Origin of the sequence: Aliarcobacter vitoriensis (assembly GCF_003316695.1) — a bacterium.
In the GTDB taxonomy this organism is placed as follows: domain Bacteria; phylum Campylobacterota; class Campylobacteria; order Campylobacterales; family Arcobacteraceae; genus Aliarcobacter; species Aliarcobacter vitoriensis.
Genome location: NZ_PDKB01000005.1, coordinates 34181 through 56681, shown reverse-complemented (window position 1 = coordinate 56681; position 22501 = coordinate 34181). Strand labels below are relative to the sequence as shown.

General features: G+C 24.0%; 15 protein-coding genes and 2 pseudogenes. 5 read left to right on the top strand and 12 right to left on the bottom strand.

Annotated features, from left to right (window positions below; translation table 11 throughout):
* Positions 1-32: 32 nt before the first annotated feature.
* A complete protein-coding gene (locus CRU91_RS03860) occupies positions 33-479 on the top strand; it encodes a hypothetical protein (protein ID WP_113893581.1) in 447 nt (148 codons plus the stop codon).
* Here CRU91_RS03860 and CRU91_RS03855 read toward each other — a convergent pair.
* The 4 genes from CRU91_RS03855 to CRU91_RS03840 form a co-directional block, all read right to left on the bottom strand.
* Positions 473-2950: a UvrD-helicase domain-containing protein gene (locus CRU91_RS03855; RefSeq protein WP_113893579.1), complete on the bottom strand. Its 2478-nt coding sequence runs from the start codon at positions 2948-2950 to the stop codon at positions 473-475. The genes CRU91_RS03860 and CRU91_RS03855 overlap by 7 nt on opposite strands.
* A 108-nt stretch (positions 2951-3058) precedes the next feature.
* Positions 3059-4822, bottom strand: a complete 1764-nt coding sequence (locus tag CRU91_RS03850; protein ID WP_113893577.1) for a hypothetical protein — start codon at positions 4820-4822, stop codon at positions 3059-3061.
* 63 nt (positions 4823-4885) lie between these two features.
* Entirely contained in the window at positions 4886-5452 is a 567-nt protein-coding gene (locus CRU91_RS03845) for a hypothetical protein (RefSeq protein WP_113893575.1), read from the bottom strand.
* Positions 5421-11597, bottom strand: coding sequence for a F0F1 ATP synthase subunit delta (locus CRU91_RS03840; RefSeq protein ID WP_113893573.1), 6177 nt, complete (start codon positions 11595-11597; stop codon positions 5421-5423). Before CRU91_RS03840 ends, CRU91_RS03845 begins: the two co-directional genes overlap by 32 nt.
* Before the next feature lie 1210 nt (positions 11598-12807).
* Between CRU91_RS03840 and CRU91_RS12530 the strand changes: the two are divergent.
* From CRU91_RS12530 to CRU91_RS03830, 3 genes and pseudogenes are all read left to right on the top strand, one after another.
* Positions 12808-12903 (top strand): annotated as a pseudogene (locus tag CRU91_RS12530) (hypothetical protein); the annotation flags it as partial.
* A 30-nt stretch (positions 12904-12933) separates the two neighbouring features.
* Positions 12934-13842 carry a hypothetical protein gene (locus tag CRU91_RS03835; protein ID WP_235826941.1) on the top strand — a complete coding sequence of 303 codons (909 nt, stop codon included), beginning with the start codon at positions 12934-12936 and terminating at the stop codon, positions 13840-13842.
* A 571-nt stretch (positions 13843-14413) separates the two neighbouring features.
* Complete coding sequence (locus CRU91_RS03830) at positions 14414-14980, top strand: hypothetical protein (RefSeq protein WP_113893571.1); 567 nt, start codon at positions 14414-14416, stop codon at positions 14978-14980.
* 165 nt (positions 14981-15145) lie between these two features.
* On the opposite strand, the gene CRU91_RS03825 is transcribed toward CRU91_RS03830, so the two are convergent.
* From CRU91_RS03825 to CRU91_RS12210, 4 genes and pseudogenes are all read right to left on the bottom strand, one after another.
* On the bottom strand, positions 15146-15802 hold the full coding sequence (locus CRU91_RS03825) for a HEPN domain-containing protein (protein ID WP_113893569.1): 657 nt from the start codon (positions 15800-15802) through the stop codon (positions 15146-15148).
* A gap of 1 nt (position 15803) precedes the next feature.
* Complete coding sequence (locus tag CRU91_RS03820; protein ID WP_222718388.1) at positions 15804-16994, bottom strand: DUF262 domain-containing protein; 1191 nt, start codon at positions 16992-16994, stop codon at positions 15804-15806.
* Between the two features lie 472 nt (positions 16995-17466).
* A pseudogene (locus CRU91_RS03815) lies at positions 17467-17601 on the bottom strand (IS3 family transposase); the annotation flags it as partial.
* Between the two features lie 616 nt (positions 17602-18217).
* The gene (locus CRU91_RS12210) at positions 18218-18385 is read right to left on the bottom strand and encodes a hypothetical protein (RefSeq protein ID WP_222718386.1); all 168 of its coding nucleotides are present in this window, start codon (positions 18383-18385) and stop codon (positions 18218-18220) included.
* A 71-nt stretch (positions 18386-18456) separates the two neighbouring features.
* Here CRU91_RS12210 and CRU91_RS03810 point away from each other — a divergent pair, with 71 nt between their 5' ends.
* Complete coding sequence (locus CRU91_RS03810; protein WP_113893563.1) at positions 18457-18831, top strand: hypothetical protein; 375 nt, start codon at positions 18457-18459, stop codon at positions 18829-18831.
* Positions 18832-18839: 8 nt separating this feature from the next.
* On the opposite strand, the gene def is transcribed toward CRU91_RS03810, so the two are convergent.
* The 4 genes from def to ppk2 form a co-directional block, all read right to left on the bottom strand.
* A complete protein-coding gene (gene def / locus CRU91_RS03805) occupies positions 18840-19355 on the bottom strand; it encodes a peptide deformylase (protein ID WP_113893561.1) in 516 nt (171 codons plus the stop codon).
* Positions 19356-19364: 9 nt separating this feature from the next.
* Complete coding sequence (clpP, locus tag CRU91_RS03800) at positions 19365-19949, bottom strand: ATP-dependent Clp endopeptidase proteolytic subunit ClpP (protein ID WP_113893559.1); 585 nt, start codon at positions 19947-19949, stop codon at positions 19365-19367.
* 14 nt (positions 19950-19963) lie between these two features.
* A complete protein-coding gene (gene tig, locus CRU91_RS03795) occupies positions 19964-21265 on the bottom strand; it encodes a trigger factor (protein ID WP_113893557.1) in 1302 nt (433 codons plus the stop codon).
* Between the two features lie 100 nt (positions 21266-21365).
* On the bottom strand, positions 21366-22496 hold the full coding sequence (gene ppk2, locus CRU91_RS03790; RefSeq protein WP_113893555.1) for a polyphosphate kinase 2: 1131 nt from the start codon (positions 22494-22496) through the stop codon (positions 21366-21368).
* Positions 22497-22501 lie beyond the last annotated feature (5 nt).

Here is a 22501-nt window from a genome sequence, read left to right as displayed (position 1 = left end):
TATGAAAACAAATCAATAGCTGGATATATATTATGCTCGATCAAATGCTAAATGATGAAAATTATGAATGTATAAGAATGGAACTTTCACAAAAAAATATAGACTATTCTGAAATACATAAATTGGTAATATTTTATTTAGATTTAGTTATTAAAAGAAAATCATCAATAAATAATATTTTAAATGATGATATAACACCTTATCCTAAAGAAGTAAAAAATGAATTCATACATGAATATTGTTGTGAATTAAATGCTTATGAGGATTGTTTATTTGAATGTATCAAAATACTAAAACAAAAAAATACTTTACAAAACTGTTTAGTTCAACTTGATAAAAAAATAAATTCTTATGAATCTGAACTATATCCAGGTTTCTTAACTTCACAAGAATCAATTATAGAGATTTCAATTATGTATTCTGTATTAAAAAAATTCAAAGTAGAAATAAATGAATTATTAACAAAAAAAATCTATTGAAATATATGACTAAACTCTGATTGTTCTAGTCCGTACCAATATGCTTTCCTTTTTGCTCTTGTTGCAGCTACATAGGCTAGTCTTAATGATTCATCTCGTTGGCTTTCATCATATGTTTGTTCATATTTAGCAAGACGATATATTAAATTACGAATAATATCTTTTTCTTTATAGTCACAATCACCTACTAAAAAACATATATCAGCTTCTAAACCTTTTGAAGAGTGATATGTCATAATTTTATCTGCACCTTTTATTCCATTTAATTTTTTTTGATTTTGTCTACATAAAATATAAATAATTGCATCAGACCATTCTGTTCTAATTTCATTAATTCTTTTATTAATATCTTCAATTATTTTTTTATAATCTAAATTATTGGGATTATTGTTAAGTGATACTTTTATAAACTCACTATCACGATAATCATTATGTGCAATTACAGTTTTATCTAACTTCATTTTTGTTTTATTAAGAATCAGTTCTGCTTTTGAAAGGATATCCTGAGAAGACCTAAAATTATACGACATAACAAGCTCATCATGTTCACAATTAAAGTGTTTATTAAAATCAATCAAATATGATGGAGTACTACCTCTCCATCCATAAATACTTTGCCAATCATCTCCAATACACATCAAAGATATTTTTTGTTCTTGTGTATATAAATAATTTTGAGCACCACGAATAAATGATACAATCTCTGGTGATATATCTTGGAACTCATCTATTAATATATTTTTCATACTTCGAAGAGAAGCAGATGCGAATTCAAAATATTGAATATTATTTTCAGAAAGATATTTTAGCAAATTTGAAAACTGATATATTTTATTTTCGATAAAATATTGTTTCATAAACTTCCAATAAATCATTAAAGCTACGAATATATTTTGATGCTCTTTATCTAAAGTATTATCTTCTAATATTTTATCCTTAAGTTGTTCTAATTGTTCAAAATAAATACCTGTACTTTCAATAAAACTTATAAGTGTATAGAAAAATTCATAAATTAAACTTGTTCGGAATAAAGAACTCACCTTAATATCAAAAAGAATAGGAATATCATCATCTTCTTTCTTATCATATATTTTATCTACTAAAAGTATATCATTTAGCTGTTGTTGACTTTCTACAAAAATAGCTCTCAAATCACAATAACCAAAAACTTTTTTATGTGAATTTATAGCATATTTTAATTCATATAATTTCCCATTTTTACTATTCTCTACTTTGACATCTTCAAACTCTGATGTATTTAAAATATCTTTATCAGGACTAAAGATTAGATATATATCTAAATTTTTTAAATAGATATGATAATAAAAAAATGCATTATCTATATATTTAGAAAAAGCCTTTTTCTTAATACTTGTATCATAAGTTGTTTGATAAATTTTTTCAAAGGTTTGAGATAATGCTTTTGAAAAAGATAAACAAAATTGAATATAGTCCATGCTTGGATTTTCTATTTTTAATGAAGTTTTATTTAAATTACTCTTCAAAAATATTTCATGGATCAATTTTTTAAAATTACTATCTTCATGATAAGCTTTTGTGTAAACCTCTTTTAAAATATTTTTTTGTACTAAACTCAACTTACTATTATTAAATATATTGTCAACTTCAATATCTGATTCATCCTCAGTATCTTCTTCATCACTATCTTTAATAAATTCAAATAATTTATATGAACCTAAAATGCCTGATTTTTTTGCTACTTCATAAACTTTAGAATGAAATGTTCTAATCATTCTCTCAATAGATAATTCATCAATTTTTAATTCTGCTTTTTTAACATGTTCTTTAAGTTTACCTCGAAGTTCTTCACAAGATTTTTTTGTAAAAGAAAACACTACTATTTCATTTGAATTTACATTGGCATATTTAATAAGAACTAAAATTCTCAAAAGCATTGTAGTAGACTTTCCAGAACCAGCAGCTGCGGCAACAAGCTGTGTACTATTTTTACATAAAATCACTTCCCATTGCTCTGGAGTTGGATTTCCAAGTTTTTTTGACAGAATGAATTCTTTAATTTCTTCATCATCTACAAAGAACTCAATTGTATAAAGATTTTTAGCTATTTCTGGTGATGATTCAATAAATTGTAATATAGGCATATTTAAACTAAATTTATTTATAGCCTTTTCATTCTCTTTTATTATTTCTTGAAATTTTATACGTTCTAAATTATTTATACACAATTCATTTTCATAAAATATTATAGTCTCATCTAATTTATTTTTATATACTGATTCTACTTTTGCTAGTTTATTGTTATAATCTATTCCAATTTCTTTTAATTGATTATTATAAGATGTTTTAATTTCTTGTATTTTATTGTTACACACCAATTTCAAATCTTGTCTTTCATTTTGATGTTCTAAATCCAATTTATCTATATCTTTCTTTGTATATAAATCAAAATATCTAATAATTTTATTAAAATATTTTTCAATATCAATCATATCTACCTCTATTATAAATGTTATTTAAAAATTATATCAAACCAATCTATTTTGTCATATAGGGGGGGGGTAAATCCACATATAAAAATAAATTTTCACTCAATATCTCTAACTTAATTTCATAATTAATTTTTCTTCAAAAGAACTAACATTACCTCTATGCATTAATATAAAATATTCCTTTTCTAATAATTCTATATTTGAAGAAAACCAAATTCTATTTCCATTTTTTGCTAGATCAACTAATTCTTTAGAAATAAATTGTCTATCCAAACTATCTATTGTTTCAGAATTCTTATTTATGATTAAAAATGATTTTTGTTCTTTATTCAATCTGCGCTGTAATTCAATAATATATATATCATTACTATTTTTATATTTTAATTTAGCAATATAATATTTACGTCTTATTTGATTTTTTTCATCTATAAACATAAAACTCTTTTTAACTTTTTCACCTTTTTTATTAAGAACTTCAGGAAATTTAAAAGTTTTTTCATCAACCAATTTAAAATCTATATTATTTTTTAAATGATTTAAAATTTCTATTAAATTTAAATCATTTTTATTTGAATCACTTTCTTCTTCATTATTATCTTCTTTTTTAGATATTGCTTCATCACTACTACCTTTATTTTCTTTTGATGTTAAAGGGGTATCTTTTAAATCCGAATAATCTTTCTTTTTCTTTCCACCTTGTTGTTTTTTTTGTTTATCAACAATCTTTGTAAGATTCAAGTTTATAGGTTCAGAAGCTTTTTCACAATTTATATTTAATTTGAAGGTTGAAAGAGTTTCTTCCTCATATTCAAGCTCATTATTTCCATATAAATCATCATTTGTTTCTAAATTAGTATTTTTACGAGCTTTCTTTTTTACATCTTTAGATGAATCCCTTTTATTCTCATCTTTTTCTTTAAATTGCGATTTTGGATGTCTATACTCACATGTAAAATTATCTGGAAAATCTTTTGTATAATCAAAATTATGCGTTACAATATTTAAAATTAGAAGTAAATCTATTTTTTTGTAATCAAAAACTCTAGCCATTAATCTTAAATCTTCTCTAGGTAACATTGCACTAATAATATTTGTTTTTCTATAAATATTTTCTACACTTGAATATTGCTGTAACCTTTTTTTATTAGTAATAAAAAATAAAATCTTATAAATATCATTTTCACTATAATTTCCATTAATTTCTAACTCATAGTGTTTTTTCGATGAATCATATTTATTAATATTTAAACTATTTAAAATGCCAATTGGTGTTAATATATCTTGGCAAAAATGGCTTTTAGGTTCATCTTGGTAAGTATAATTAAATAAATAAAAATATTTAAGTATCTCCATTGCGGGAATTAATATTTTTTTACCATCTACATGATACAAATAAAACTCTAAATCTTTAAAATGATTTAATTTATGAATATCTGCTCTTTTTAGGATATTAAATCTTGCAACCACTTGTTCTAAACTAAATTTCTCAAACTGAGTAGTATCTGAGATATTTATTTTCGTTTCATATATTAGTTTGTTGAACTTATCATCAATATCTTCAAATAAAGAAACATCTCCCAATGGATTAATCTTTCCAAAAATATTTAATTGAAGTATAGATTTAAAATCAAATTTTTCCAGTTTTATAGAAAATTCTTTTGTTTCCTTATTTTGAACTAATATTGCAACAAATACATAATAATTATTATTAGTTTTTTGGTAATTAAATTTAAGAGGATTAGATATTAAATATACATAATAATCATTTTTGCTAAAATCTACATCATTAGAAATAACAAATTGGGCATAATTTCTGTAATTATGTTCATATGGGAATTTGTAAGGTATAAATTCTTTATTTTCAAATCTCATAAGTTATTATACATAAAAAATAACTTTATACAAATTAATTTGATATTATATTAAATAATAAATTTAATCTATTATTTCTAATAATTTATTAATTGTAGATATCCACTCTTCTTTTTCTTTTTGATCAATATCACAATTATCTTTAAATAAATTATCTATTTGTCTTAGTTCTTGTATATCAGCTACTATATCAAATTCTAGCCATTCTTTTTCTTCTTTCACAGCATCTTGATATGCAAGAAAAAATGCATTTTGAACAATTTTTTTAGATAATTTATCTACTACTTTTGCTAATACTAAAAATTCATTTGAGTCATCTTCATGTTTTGCATGGAAATATCTATATTTATCTTTAGACATCATTTCATCACAAAGTTCATAAATTTTTTCAAAACGAGATAAAGGGGCTTTTGCATTAGGAACTTTATACATTTCTCCCCATAGTTTTAAAATAGTTTCAAAACATTCTTTTTCATATTTCTCTTTTTCTTCACCTTCAGCATATTTAGCTTTTTCAATAAGTTCTGCAATATAGTGAGCCATCCATTTTGATAATGTATCAACTCCATCACTCAATAATAGCTCATCAACAATTTTTTCACCTAATTTTATAATTTTTGTAGAGTTCATGAATAGTACCATCCTTTTTAAATAAATATAGTTTAAAATAAGGAGGATAATAAATTTTATCAGAATCATAAGTTATATGGTAAGATCTTTTCTCTCGTTTTATTTCAACATTAACCAACAAATCTTTTTTCATAACAGATAGCATATATAATAAAGAATCATAATTTACTTGCAATCTTTTCCCCCTATCACTCCATAACTCAGAAATAAATACATCTGTTTGAGCATTTTTCCAAATCCTATTTTCTACATCTGATTGAAGTTCAAACTTTTTAATAATATATTCTGCTGGTTTTATTCCAGGATAACGAATTTTTGCCAATGAATCAAATTGATCTAGTTTTAAATCTAAAGAAACACAATTTTCAATAACACCAAACATTTCAAATTGATCTTTTTGTACAATTCTTCTGTCTTGATCAGGTGCTAAATAAAAATCTCTAGGATTTTCAACCGTTTGAAGTGCCCTTAATAATGCATGAGAGCTTGTTTCGTTAACAAATACACTTTCAATTGAAATCTCTTCATTACTATATTCCCAACTTCCATAAATCGGTAAATATTGAAAATCATTTTCTTTAAATCTTAAAACTTTGTCAAAATCATTATGTGTAACAGAGAATTGCCAGTTATTATCTTTTAACAATTCTTTATAATCTCGATATAAATTAGTAGGAAAAAAATCTTTTCTATCTGACACCCATTTATTATCTCTTCTTGTAAGAGTATGTCTTGATAAAAAATCTTCCCATAGATTATCTTCATATTCCTCATCATAAAAAATTGGATTATTATCAAATAATTTACCTGCAACACAAAACATTGCATGATAAGTTATATAAAAACTTAATCTATCTTGTTTAGGGTAGTAACTTTTCCATATATTAGTTTTCATATCATCTTCAAATATTTTATATTTAGATCTTAAATCATAATCCCAATGTTCAAATTTTTCATCATAACCCCAATCATCAATGATCAAGTTTTCAATCATTTGTGAAATATCTGAAATACTTATACTAAAAGCATTTGCTAAATATTCAAACCAATATGGTTCCCAATCTATTCCAAAACGTAAACGTTTATATCTTTTTACTTCTACTCTTTTTTTAGAATATCTTCCTTTTCTAGTAATAATTTGTTTTGGAAATTTTGAAATTGTTTTTTGTTTTATTTCTTCCAAATCTTTTAATGTATAAGTCTTTGGAAACTGCTTTTCAATTAATAGTGCTATGTCAACACAATATTTTCTTATTAGTGCATGAGAAAGCCAATCTATTGAGTAGTATTTAAATATATTAGAATATGGTCTTAAAATTTTAGAATCATCAAGTGCTACTCTAGCCAATGCAATAAAAAGATATTGTTTTGCATGTAAATCATAAAATTTAAAATGCTTGTCTATAAAAGAAATATTATAGTTTTCTAACTGTCTTAAAATAGAGTTTATAATTTCTTTTTCTTCAAATTCACACAACATCCTAATAGTATACATAGTTCGCCATCTATCTTCAGCTTTTGTAGAACCTAAAGCAATATAAATAAATGCACCCAAAGTATCATTAATATTAGATGGAGGAATTAAATTGTCTTGCCAAATTCCATCACTACTGTCATCTTCTAAATCTTCTTTAAATTGTTCAATTCCAAAAGTCAATAGTTCTTTTGTCTCTTCAGAAGTTATTAGATTTTTAAATTCATTTACTAGTCTTAAAATAGTTTCATATGAATATGATTGAATATTCTCTAAACCTTTTTCTAATAATATTAAAATCAAATTTGTTCTAGATTTCCCCGTTAACTTTACAGCAATATTTAAACTCTCACCTAACCAATAAGAATTTAAAATTAGACCAGACTGATTAAGAAAAATATTTTCAATAAGTTTTGGTATATATTTTCTTATTGCAACACTATCCTTCCAATCTTCATAATACTCTGCAATTTGTTCAATTATAATTTTAATACCATAATCACAATTAACAAAGCTATCTAAATTATGTTTTCTATTATCAAAATTAATTCTTTTTCTCATCTCTTTAAAAAAATAAATGTGATCCACATATTTAGTGTTTTCTCTAAAATAATGATAAGCTTCTTGTATATTTTCAGAAGTAAGACAATCAAATTGTTTAAAAATATTATCCCAATCAATAACATCATCATCTTTTTCAAAATTACTTTTATAAGCATCTTCTTCATTATATTCTAAATAAAAATCAATATCTTTATTTTTAATATTTTTTTCTTTTAAGATATTCTGGATTTTTTTAATATAATATGAATCTATTCCATTGTTTTCAAGTAACATATTTTTAATAAGCTTAGAAATAAGACTTGTAAATAAATCATTATCAATATCTTTCTTAGATAATATCTTTATAGATTTATGAAATCCATACCCATAGTTTTGTATAAGAATAATCATTGAAGTAAATGTTTGTGCAGAAATATAGTTATCTTGAAGTAATTTATTAAGGATTTCAGCTAAGGTTTCATAGAAATCTACTATATTTCTATCTTTTAATCTACTTGCAATAGCTAAGCTTGAATGAGTATCTATATTATAGATTGCATTGATTATAATATCCCATTGAAATTTATGACCATCAAAATGATACACTAACTCTGACACTCTCAGGAATTCATAAGCTAATTTAGGACAATTATCAGTTCTATCAAGTTTATTTGTAATGTTGCATAATAAGTTTAATCTAGCTCTAGCATCATCGCCTAGGTTTAAATTAGATTCTAATGCTAATTCAAAATACGCTTGAGCTTCGACTTTTGATATAGGAAGTATAGCTCTTGCTAACTCTACAAGGTTGTTTGAGTCTTGTGATCTAATCTTAATAGAAACAGTAGAATTATATGCTTCTTGAATAAACTTTAATGCTATATTTTTGTCTTTATATAATATTTTTTGAGCAATATTTATAAAAACATGGTGGGGAACATAATTTTTTCTTTTTTTAAGATATTCTAAAACAATACTATAATGTTCAATACTATCAATCAATAACAAAATATCAGTAGTAATATATGTAATTATATAAGGTATATCTCTTAAATTATAGTTATTCTCAAATCTCCATTCATCAACAGAAGATTTACTCAAACATTGTTTAATTTCCTCTATATATTCTTCTTTTAAAAGATTCTTACGTTGCGAAATAATTTCTCCATATAATTTATAAATATGGAAAAGAGCTTTTAAAAAATATTGTTTACTGTCTTCAGAATCTTTATTTATAAAATCTTTTAGATCTAAAGTTTCATCTTTTAATAGCTTATAAATAACATGATAGAATAGAAAAAGTCTACCTCTATCTTCATAATTGTATGAAATTTTATGTATTTCACCTTTTGGTAAATATTTGGTTATAAGTTTTAATATAGACTTTTTATTTAGCCTATTTTTAAGTGCTAATTGAATAACTGTTTCTAAAAGAGTATTATCTATTTTACTTTTAATTTTTTGTAAAGTTCTCAAAGCTATAAAAATAATTTTTTTAGATACTGGTAAATTATAATGATGTAATTGAACCATAATTGCGAACATCATATTAATATTTTTCAAACTTGTATAATTTAATAATTCTTCTATCAAACTAATTTTTTGATGTTCTATCAAATGTTGTATTACTATTTTGATAGATTCAAATTTTACAGAATCATCAAGCCATCTATTTAACTCATAAACTGCTTTTTCTATACCTTCTGTGTATAGATATGCCAGAGTAATATTTGCTCTATCTCTATTTTCAATACGATGTTCATATCTTTCATTATTGGAATAATTAACCCATTCTTTTAAAAATTCTTGAGTAAGTCTTAAAAATATTCTTGATTCAGAATGATAAAGTGGGTTCATAGACAACATCAATGCACTACTAGCATATATGATTCCTGCTTTATCAATTTGTTTTTCTCTATATAAAAAATCGTTAATAAATTCAGGTCCTACCAATGTAGCTATTAAATCAGCATTATTAAAAATAAATTCTAAGCCTCTATCTTTTATAGATAAAACTTTTGAAAGCTCTAAAAGTAATCTATTTAAATTTAAAAAATCTTTTTGTTGACTAGCAATTTTAATAGAATAAGTGACATTTTCTATAATAATTGATTGTCGTTGAATAGGATCAGTAATATCTAAATTATTTGAATATATATTATTATACAAATCATCATATCGCTTGGCTCCATATAATAATCTAGGAATGGTTATAGCAACATATGGATTTGAATCCTTTAAATCATAAAGCCTAGAAGAAAGTAATTCATATGTATTTTTCGTAGCTTTAAATCTTTTTTTAAACCATGTCTCTACAGGTTCATCTCTAAACTGTATACTATCATTCTCTCCTTTAATAAATAGTGCTAATCCTAAATCAGCTGAAAAACTTACAATTAAACTTTTGTCAATATTACTAGCTTTAGCTAATATGTCCATTGGTACCATTGGTGGTAATATAGCTAAAGATTCACAGAGTAAATTTATTTCCTCTTTTTTATATACCTGTTGTTCTTGTAAATTATTTAAATGTTGTTCTATTTGTAATTCTATAAGGTCTTCACAACTTAATCCTTTATGACCTAATAGTTTTATTATCTCATTTAATGAACGTCCTGAATCTAATAAATAAGATTGAACACGAGGATTACCAAAAGTAAATTTATTAAATGATTCAATATCTTTATCTAAAATATTTTTAAATTTACTTTGAAGATATTCTTTAGTTTCTTCAAATGTCATAGAATTTAATTTAATCTTTAATACATTTTCTTTTAAATTCAATATATTTAATCGTTCAGTTCTCGATAAAGCTACTATTTTACAACCATTAGGTAAGGGAATTCCTAAAAGATCATTTGAGAAAGATGATTGTAGCCCAAACTCTAAAGCAGCAGTTTGTGTATTATCTGCAGCATCTAAAATAATTATAACAATACTATTTTCATCATGACTCTTAACTTCAAATACAATCTGTTCTAATCTATTATAAAAAGCTTTTAAAAGTTCGTCAGTTGTTGTATTTCTTGGTAGTAAAGGTAAACATAATCCTTGGATCGCAAACTCATTAATTATTTGAATCAATCCATTCTTATGTAAATGTCGTTGATCTTTTGGTGATCTATATGCACCATTTGCAAATCCATCAAAAATAACACATTTACTATTCTTTGGCATTAAATATGATAAATTTTGTGCAAAACTTGATTTACCTACACCACCTGATGCATGAATTACAACAGGATATTTAGATTCTAATATACACTTTGCAATTTCTCTTTCTTGTACTCTATGAATATAATTCTCTAAGATATTAAAAGATGATTGAGCTGGTAAAATATCCTCAAGTTTAGTTATCCCAAAAGCGTAAAAAACAGTCTCTTTTCTAATTACAGGATCATTTTCATATTCTGGCATTGCTCTTGAATTTATTAACTCTTTTAGCTTTATTGAAACATCCATATCAAAACTTGGAATAAAATCATTAATTTCTTGATTAAGCTTTTGTTCTTGATAATACCTTGTATCTTCTGTATCCAAAAAATCAAATATTAATAAAAAATTATGAAATTCTTCTTTTATCAGTTCAGAATCTTCTAAAAAACGTTTATATATTTTTTGAATTTCTTGTGTAAATTCTTCATTTCCATCTTCTAATTTATTCTTTCTATTTAACTTTAAAAGCTTTTTAATATTATCATCAATAGGTCTGTTTGTTACGAAATAATACTCATATTTAGATAGAACAAAATCTACTCCATATTTATCAATATTTTCTTTAAATTTTTTAGCAAATGAATTTATTGTACCTTTAGGATGATTCTTTTGTCTAGGAGATAATGTACTAGCAGTCCACTCTTTAGTTGAATCTGTAGTCGAATATTTCAATTGAAAATATCTAATCTTTGAAGCTTCAGCTATATTTTCGGAAGTATCATATTCAGCAGTATCAATAGATAATAGACCTTTTTCATCTATAAATTCTTCTTCAGGGGAGATCCCTTCAATTGAAACTGCAACCAAATCAGATTTCGGATTTAATAATTGTAGAGAACGTCTTGAAGTCCATAATAAATGGAAATCATGTCCTGCTCTACTATATCTAACCTTATCTATATTAACTTTCATACTATCAATAAATCCTTTTATTGTTATTTAAAATTTTATATTTAATATATATCTATTATATTACAATCTTCTCCTAAAAATAAATATTTTATTCTTGTTTTTCTAAGTATAGATTATTAATTTGAATATTTTTATACTGGTTGTAGCATATTATAAACTAATTGTTGATATTTTATCAATTACAAGGTATATTTATTGAAGCTAAATTATTATAAAAAAATAGATATAAAGGTGATCTTTATATAAGAACATATATTGGTAATGCAATTTAAAATGGTACATTAATTAAAAATCTAATTTACTTAATTTTATTTTAAGAAATAATCACAAATTATAATATGCATTATATAATAATAAAATATAAAAAAAGAGTTTAAATCATTTATTTCCAAACTTCTTATATAGCTTAATATAATCTTAATAGTGTTCGCAATAAGCTTAAATCTGTTAAAAACCATTTTTAAGTACTTAGGGATAATTTTTTGGTAAAATAATACATTTAAACTTAAAGTAGATATCAATAAAATGTGTATTTTAATCAATTATTAAGAAAAATATTATCTAACACTCCCTAAATTCTTGACTTTATGTTTTTCTAAGTATAGATTTTTTATTTTGTATATCTCATAATTATTTTTATAGGTATAAACTATTAATTTGAATATTTATTATTTTCTAAATAATAGAATAATTAAATAGTAAATTTCCAACACTAAAATATTAATTTATTCTTAATGAGTTATGAAATATGCTTAAATTATTTATCTGGAAATTTTGAGTATATTTACAACTTGTTTTATAATAACTTGAACAACCTAAGAATTCTCTATCATCTTTTTTCTAAATACCATATATGAATTACATATTTTTTATAAGATTTCTATCTTATCACATTTTACAGGGTTATTTCAATATCAACTCGATATAAATAAGTTATGTACTATTATCGTCTAGATATTCACATTAAACATAGATAAAAAAACTCAATTTCAAATGTTTTTTATAGTAACCTCTATACAAACACCTCAATGTGTTTGTAAGCATTTTGCTATATGACACACTTTTTATGTATGCTATTTGTTAATTTTATGCTATTTCAAATATAATCGATATTCGATAGTTATATTAAGATTAAGGAATATAAATAAATGGCTACAAGATGTTTTTTATGTGATAAGAAATTAAATAAGGACACTGTTCGGGTGAACATATTATTAAAAATAGTATAGGTGGCCAAAAAAAAGTCAAAGGTTTTATTTGTAAAACTTGTAATACAACAACAGGTAAAGAATGGGATCATGCTATAGATAAAAATTTTGGGGAAATTTTATCTGTAATGTTCAATATTAAAAGAGATAGAGGTAAAGTTCAGGATATTAAAGTTAAGGACACACTTTCAAATAATAATTTTCTTATAAATTCAAATAAAATTGAACAAATAGAACCTGAATATACTTATGATGAAGAGAATGGAAAAATTTTTATTACTGCACCTAATAAAAAAAGAGGAAATCAATATTTAGAACAATTAAAAAAATTAGGTATAATACCAAAGGAAACAATAAAAGAAAAAGATTTTGTAACCAATGAAGAAATAAAAATAAATACATCATTTAATTTAAATATTCCCGAACTTGAATCAAACTTTTCAAAATCAATAGTAAAATCAGCATTAGCACTCCTTTCTACTCATAATAATGGGAGTACATTAGAATATTGTAAAGTCGCAAAAGATTTTTTAGAAAATGATGTTAACAACTGTATAGAGTATAATAATTATATCTTTATTGAAAATAGACCTTTTGCTACACCTTTACATTGTGTATATGTTTTTAGTAATAAAAATATAATCAATGCATATGTTGAATTATTTGGTATTGCCCGTTATATTATATGTTTATCGAATACATATGATGGAAGTGATATTAATTTGGTATATGCAATTAATCCACAAACTGCTGAAGAGATTAACCCCTCAGAATTGAATTTTAAAAAAGAATTAACCAAAACTATTCATCCTGGAGAATTACACAAAGAATTATCTGATGAAATATTATTTGATGCAGAAATAGATCAAATATTCATTGAATATGTCAGAAATCTAAATACAATGAAAAATTCTAGTGATATTAAAATTATTGAATTATATATACGAAGTTATTTTCTAAAAAAACTTAAACTAAAAATCAAAAATAGTAAATATAATAATCACTTAATAGAAAAATTGAAATATCTAACGATATAAACAAACAGGATACTCTAAATAAGGCATATAAAATAATATAAAAAAAGAAAAGTAAAAAACACTCTGAGATATGTCAGAAAAAGCCATACTCAAGGCATCATCATCGATAAAACGAGAGAGGCAATCCCTATTCAGGGTGAACCTAGAGCTTATTGGTCTAATAATATGAAAAAAATCCTTATTAAAAGATAAATTTTTAAACTTATATAAATAAAATCTTTGACATTGTTTACTATCTATTTAAGAATAAATATAATCTTTATTTGGTACTTTACTTTTTTTAAAAAACTTTGTTTTATAGTGTTTATAATTACTTTTTTATGAATTTAGTAAATTAATACTTGTTACACATTGTATGGTATTATGTAATGACCCCAAGATAGTTTTCAAAAAGTTAATCTTGATTTTAAAAGAGGTGTTTCAAAGTTTGCTACAAAAAAAGAACATTTAAGTAGAGAAGATTATATCAAGCAGCAAAAACAAAAACAATTAAAGTCTTTATTTGTCGATATCGATACTCAGAAAAGAACTTAAAAATATTTATACTGAAATTAATAAACAAAAAAATTAAATGAAAAAGCAAAGAGATTTATACCAAAAGTTTGATTTGGAATATAAAGAATTTAATGAACAATATTTACAATTACAACAACTCGAAAAACAAAAAAGACAAGAATATAAAGCTTTAGAAAATAGTATAAAAGATAAAAAAATTGAAGTTGAAAATGTAGAAAACTATGAAAAATCTTTAAAGAATGATATTGCAAAAATTGTAAAAGAACATACTAAAAAAGAAACTCCATTATTAGGTAATACTTTTTATAAAGTTGAAGATAGAAATATAATGTTTAACAAATTAGTAGATAAGATTAAAGAACCTCTTAATATTCAACTAAATGAAATTACACATTTAAAAAGAGAAAATCAACATTTGAAAAATGAAAACTATAAAATAATACAAAAAGATTTGCAAAATCAAAAATTAATTCAAAATTTGGAGCTTAAACAAATAAAAGATAAGCAAATAATAGAGAAACAAACTAAAAAGATAAATAAGCTTCAGAATCAAACATTGATTTTAATTTCATTTTTCAAAAGTATTTTAAAAGCCAAAAGCAACAAAAAAACTATGAGATAGAAAGATAGCTTTATTGATTGCTTTACTATTTAATTAAATGCAACGAGAGGCGAAAGGATTATTAATGTTTACCTTAATCACACTTTGACGTAGTCAAAAGCACTTTAGGGCGAAGTGTGCCTTAGCCTTTTAATATTGCTATATTGAAAAAGTATCTAGTAATAATTATCTATTAGATAATATACTATTTATATATCTAGCGTACATTTTAAAGTACTTAATGTATTTTTTTAATTCGGAACTAGTTATAGAATTTGTTGTAATTGATCCATTTATATTTTCAGTATGTACAATAGTATTTCTTATGAAGAAAAAATCATTTAGAATATTAAATCTAATTTTCAAAGAATCAAATCCTATTCTTTTAAAAAGTTTTTTTAGTTCAGTTTCTCCATGTTTTCCAAAGTTGAACTTATTTATTTCATCTAATTCATTATTAATAATAAAAGAATTTTGATTATTTTGACCAATATGAATCATAAACTTATTAATCATTTCAAATGCTTCATTAGGATGAATACTAGAAAACTCTTTTTTATGATGTTGCATAACAATTTTTTTAGAAATATACTTTTGAATTTCTGTAGATAAGGCATCAAATTTTATTAATCCATTATTAAATTTAATTATTAATTGATCAATATATTCTTGAATAATATTTTCATTAAAACTTTCGAATATACTACCTAAAATAATTGCATTACCCTTATTAATAGTATTTAATGTATTTTCATCTGGAGAAATACTTTCTATATATTCTATTATATTTAAAATAGATTTTAATTCTTCTCTACACGCTAAATATGAAGAAAAATGACTCATCTTAACTATCCATTAAACTATTAAAATTTAAATCCCACAATTCTAGCCTATCTTTTAAAACATTTTTACTTGAAGTCCATTTTGTAACTAAGTCTCTAAAAGATGAAGAAGTTATTCTACCTATATATTTGTTATTTTTGTCATTTAGCATTTCATCCATTAACTTAACGATATCAAATTTTTTAGTAATTAAATCTTCAATTTTTCTATCTTTAAAAGTAACAACTATACAATCCATAATTGAACGATTTAATGTTTTCTCAACATCTGTATCAGAATATCTTTTAAAAGTTTTATCTTCAAAAACTGAAAATACCTTATTCATTGTATTTTCAAATTCAGTTTTAATTAAATCAATATCATGATCAGAAGAATTTTTATGTTCTTTCATATAATCATTAATTAATAATTTCATTGAGTTTTTATATTTTGTTTGTAAATTATTATGATATTTCATCATTGCTAATATTCTTATTACAACTTCTGCATCTAAGTATCTAGGATGAGCTTCAGTTAAATTCATTGATTGTTGAATTACTTTATTGTGTCTTAATCCATTATTATTGTAAATTTGTTCTTCTAAATTGTATGTTCCCATAATTGCATCATTTAATTTACCATGAAAAATACAATTTCTAATTTCTTGATCATTTAATTTTACTGAACCAGAATTTAATCTTTCAAATATATCATATTTTATATCAGGATCAGAATCTTTACTTATTGTAATAGTTCTAATATTTCCTTTATTTAATATTCTTTTTGCTTTAGGAAAATCTTTTTGAAGTCCAGAATAAGTTAGTTTATTTAATTCAACTAAACCTTCTCCCTCCATTTTTGTTAATGAAAATTTATTTTCAAAATAATCTAAAAAAGTATGTAATCTCTGTAACCCATCAATTACACTTAAAGAACCATCCTCTTCTTCTGCAAGATATACAGGAGGTAATGGTATATTTAATAAAATTGATTCTATAAGTAATGAGCATTTTGTTCTATCCCATATAAAATCTCTTTGATAATGAGGTCTTAATATGATATCTTTATCTTGGATTTTTTTTACTAAGACTTCAATTGGATAATCATGTGTTTCAATATTTAATCTTCTAATTTCCTTAGGTATTTCTAGTACTTCATCGTCTTTTATTTCATCTTTATCTTCAAAATAATTTGTTTCATCAAAATTTTCCAAAATAATCCCCTATATTTATATAATTATGCAGGAATACATATTTAAATTATTATATCAAATTTATTATAGTAATTTTATAAGTCTTGTCTTATTTTATAAAAAGTGTATATCACATATTTTCTAAATAATATCATTAAAACAAAATAAACCAAAAAATCCAATTTCATTAACTTAAAATAAATTAGCAAATACAAAAAGTTTGCTAATGGAAGATTTTTGGGCTAGCTCTAATTCTTTTAAAATAAAGAAACAATCATATAAACAATATTTACATAATCAAAGAGTCTTATACATAAATAAATCAAAAGAACTTGAAGCAAGTACAAAATATTTAAAAAAGGAATCAAGATATTAAATAAAGTAACTAATAAAGAAATCACATTAAAGCATGATTATATGCAAATTTCAAGAGATAACTATTTATGGTTTGTATTGATCTGTCAACAGAGAAACATACAAAAAAGATAAACTATTAAGCCACCATTTCTTTTTGTAACAATTTTTGTTTTTCTTCAAATTCTACTGGAGACAAATTATCATTTGAACTATGCAACCTTTCTCTATTATAAAACACTTCTATATATTCAAATATTGATTTTCTTGCTTGCTATTCTATTCTAAAACTAACTCCTAAAATTTCCAATTAAAGTATGATAAATCTTTTTATTGATAATTAATTGTTAATATTTCATCATTACAAGGAATATTTAAGTTTAGGGTAAATCATTATAAAAAAACAGATATGAATGTGTTCTTAATGTAATCACATATATTTGATAATACAATTTATATTTTGAATGTAGGAATATACTTATGGCTAATGATTATACAAAAGATTTAATTAACAATCGAATTTACTTAATTTTATTTTAAAAAATAGTCACAAATTATTAAGATAGATTGTATAACAATAAAATATAAAAAAAGTGCTCAATGATGTTAATAAATAAAAAAAGAGTTTAAATCATTTATGTCCAAACTTATTATATAGCCTAATATAATATTAATATTATTCACAATAAGCTTAAATCTGATAAAAACTATTTAAGTAATTATGGATAATTTTTTGTAAAATAATAGATTTAAACTTAAAATAAATATCATTTAAATAAATTAAAATGAGCACAATAAAATGCGTATTTTTAGTAAATTATTAAGAGTAATATTATCTAATAAATTTGGAATATTATAATTTTTGTACAAATTTATTTGATAAAATACAATTAACTAAGATAATTGACACTGTCTTTGGACTCACTTATACTTGTACTTATCATACCTACTATTGTGAAACTTGGCATTCCTCTTGTAAATGTTGATTCTACATCTATGGAAATAGCATCTATTGTATCAAGGCTTGCTGATTTTATTATTTTCATTATCTTTCTCATAAAATGTTTTTATTATAGTACTATATTTAAAATAATATAGCTATAATTGGCAAAAAATTTTAGGAAATTTTATGTCAGATTTTATAGATTGCCCAGATTGTAACAATAAAATATTATCAAGATTAGGAACAATCTGTCCAAATTGTGGTTTTACAGTGGGATATTTCAATGGAGATAAAAGAAGAAAATCTTATGCAAAGCTTTTTGCATTAAATGTTTTTACACCATTTTTAGTATTTTTCACTGTTCTTTTTTCACAAATTAATATTTATAGTTTTATTTTTTCTATTGTATTTGCGATATTTATGGCTTTTAAATCTTGTCCTATTCATTTTAGAGATATTTTTGCTTCAAGATTTGAAAAGATATTTTTTTGGGGAGTTTGGATAGTTTTTAATTCATTTTTGATAGTTTTAGTAGCGAATATTACATATAAAAGTATTTAAAATAGAAATTATCTTTTAGATTTTTTTCTATTTTTATACTCTTTTTCAAATTTTTGTCTTTTTGTATATGATAGGTTTTCTATGAAAAGATGCCCAGTTAAATGTTCCATTTCATGTTGCCAAGCAACTGCTAAAAAGTCTTCACATTCCATAGTTTGCTTTTCTCCAAATCTATTGAAATATTCAACAATTATATGCTGAGCTCTTTTTACTTCTTCATAATATTCAGGAACACTTAGACAACCCTCTTTATATATTTGAACACCATCTTTGTGAGTAATAACTGGGTTTATAGCTTCTATTAACTCAGCCTTATCTTGAATATCTTCTTCATTTGGAATATTTATAATCAAAACATTAAGTGGAATTGCAACTTGAATAGCTGCAAGTCCAACTCCAGAAGCGTTCATCATAGTTTCATACATATCATCTAAAAGAGTGTGAAGTTCTTCATCAAACTTTACTACATCTTCAGATTTTGTTCGAAGTAATTTATTTGGATATGTAATAATTTCTCTAATCATAACTCTTTCTTATTTGTGTTTTGAAATCACTTCATCAATAAGCCCATATTTACAAGCTTCATCTGCACTCATAAAATTGTCTCTATCTGTATCTTTTTCGATAGTTTGAACATCTTGTCCAGTTTGACTAGCTAAAATACCATTTAAAGTATCTTTCAATCTTTGAATCTCTTTTGCTTGAATTTGAATATCAGTTGCCTGACCTCTTGCTCCACCTAAAGGTTGATGAATCATAATTCTTGAATTTGGTAAAGAGTATCTTTTACCTTTTGCACCACTTGAAAGTAAAAATGCACCCATAGATGCAGCTTGTCCGATACAAATAGTACAAACATCAGGTTTAATATAATTCATAGTATCAAAAATTGACATACCACTTGTTACTACTCCACCTGGAGAGTTGATATATAGATAAATGTCTTTATCTGGATCTTCAGCTTCTAAAAATAAAAGCTGAGCTACAACTGTTGAAGCAACAGCATCATTTATCTCTCCACTTAACATGATGATTCTATCTTTTAAAAGTCTTGAATAAATATCATAACTTCGTTCACCACGTCCAGTTTTTTCAACTACATAAGGTATATAACTCATTTTATTTCCTAAAATTATTTTCCTAATTTTTCATCAAATAATTTTGAAGTAACTTTTTCTTCAATCATTGACATTTTAATAGCAGGTAGGTAACCAGCTTCTTGATATTGTTTTATTACATTTTGTGGATTTTGTCCCATTTGTAATGCTTCAAAATATAAAACCTGTGTAACTTCTTGATCAGTTACATCAACACTTTCAGCTTTTGCTAAAGCATCAATGATAAATGTAGCTTTTACAGAATTTGTTGCATCAGATTTTAATTCTTCTCTTATTTTTTCAACTTTAGAAGCATCTTCTTTTAATTCATTAATTTCTTCTTCGCTCATTGTTCTAATTTTGTTATTTAATGCAAAATTTACTTCTTGCTCAACTACTGTTTTTGGTAAAGCAAAGTTAATTTTTTCAACTAAAGCTTCTAAGAATGTAGGTTTAACTTCTTCTCTATAATATGTAGCTTTATCTTGTGCAACCATTTGCTCTTTTATTTTTTCTCTTAAAGTATCAATTGTTACATCTTTTTCATTTGGTAACATTTTTTGTGCAAACTCATCATTTAGTTCAGGAGCTGCTTTTTCTTGAATTTCATGTAAAGTTACTTTAAATATAGCTTCTTTACCAGCTAAATCTTTTGCTTGATACTCTTTTGGAAAAGTTACAACAACATCTTTTTCCTCTTCATATTTCATTCCAATAACTTGTTCTTCAAATCCTGGGATAAATGAACCTGAACCAATGTGTAATGGATATTTCTCAGCTTTTCCACCTTCAAATGCTACATTATCAACAAAACCTTCAAAATCAATTACCGCATAATCTCCATCTTTTACTGCTCTTTTTCTAGAAATTTTTTCTAAAGGTGCAGATGAAGATGCAATTTCAGTCAATCTTGCATCAATTTTTTCTATTCCAACTTCAATATCTTTAACAGCAGGAACTAAAGATTTATAATCACCTAAATCAATTTGTGGTTTACAAGCTACAGATATTTCTATCTCTACACTTCCATTGTCTTTTTTATCAAATTTAGTAATACTTGGTTCACCAATTAAATCTGAATTTTTAATATCTAATTGTTTTAACCCTTCATTTAAAACTTTTCTAACAGCTTCAACTTGTGCATCTTCTAAAAGTTTATCCGCATATCTTTGTTTTACAACAGCAACAGGAACCTTACCTTTTCTAAATCCTTGAATATTCATAGTTTTAGCAGCTTGTTGTGCTACTTTATCTAAGTTTTTTTCAATTAAATCTTTTGAAAGTGTTGCAGTTATTTCAACATTTGCTTCATCAACTCTATTTGCTTTAAATTCCATTAAACTTACTCCGAATTAAAATTTTAACAAATATTTTACCGAAAATTTACTAAGGCTTTACTAAAAAGTTTTTTAATGTAGTAAAAAGAAAAACTAAAGATTAATAATCTTTAGTTTTTCTCATTTGAAGTAGCTCTTTTTGAACTGAAATATTTATATTTTCATTTGCTTCAAAATTTAAAGAATAATTTCTTCCATCATAATCAACAGAATTTAAAATTATTTTCATAGCTTCTAATCTAGCTAAATGTTTATCATCACTTCTTATGATATGCCAAGGAGCACTTCTTGAGGTAGTTCGTCTAAGCATCTCATACTTTTTCTCACTAAATTCATCCCATAAATCTTGTGCCTGCATATCAACTTCTGAAAATTTCCATTGTCTTAAAGGATCATTTATTCTTCGATCAAATCTTCTTTTTTGTTCCTCTTTTGAAACAGAAAAATATAGTTTGATTAGAATCATTCCTTGTCTAACTAAATCTTGTTCAAAATTTACAATATCTTCCATGAAGATTTCATGTTCTTCAGCTGTACAAAATCCAAAAATTGGTTCAACCATAGCACGATTATACCAACTTCTATCAAATAAAACTATCTCTCCACCAGTTGGAAAATGAGTTATGTATCTCTGTAAAAACCATTGATTTTTCTGTGTCTCTGTTGGTTTTCCAAGAGCTACAACACGATAGTGCTTGTTATTCATATATCTTGTAATTCTTCTTATTGCTCCACCTTTTCCAGAAGCATCTCTTCCTTCAAAGATAATAATCATTCTTTTATTTACTTTTTCAAGCCAATCTTGAAGTTTTATAAGTTCAATTTGATAAGGTTTTAAACTTTGTAAATCATATATTTTTTGAACACCTTCATTTAAAACTTCTTTATCCAATTTTTTATAATCGCCTAATAAAGATTTAAGATATTTATTCTCATCTTGAAGTTCTTCTAATCTATTATTTACTGGTTTTTTAGGAACTTCTTTTAATACTTTTGATGCAGTTTTTGCAGGTAATTTTGTATCTTTCATAACAGAATTTTTAAAATTCTCAATAAGCTCAATAGCTTTATTTAAAGTAATATTATCTCTTATTGTATATCCTAAAACTTTAACATATCTTTTTTTATCATACTGAAATCTTGCTATATATTTTTTACCATATTTAGGGTGTTCATCCTTGGATATATACAATCCATTTTGTATTGTTAATTCAAATTCATTTAAATTCATTACAA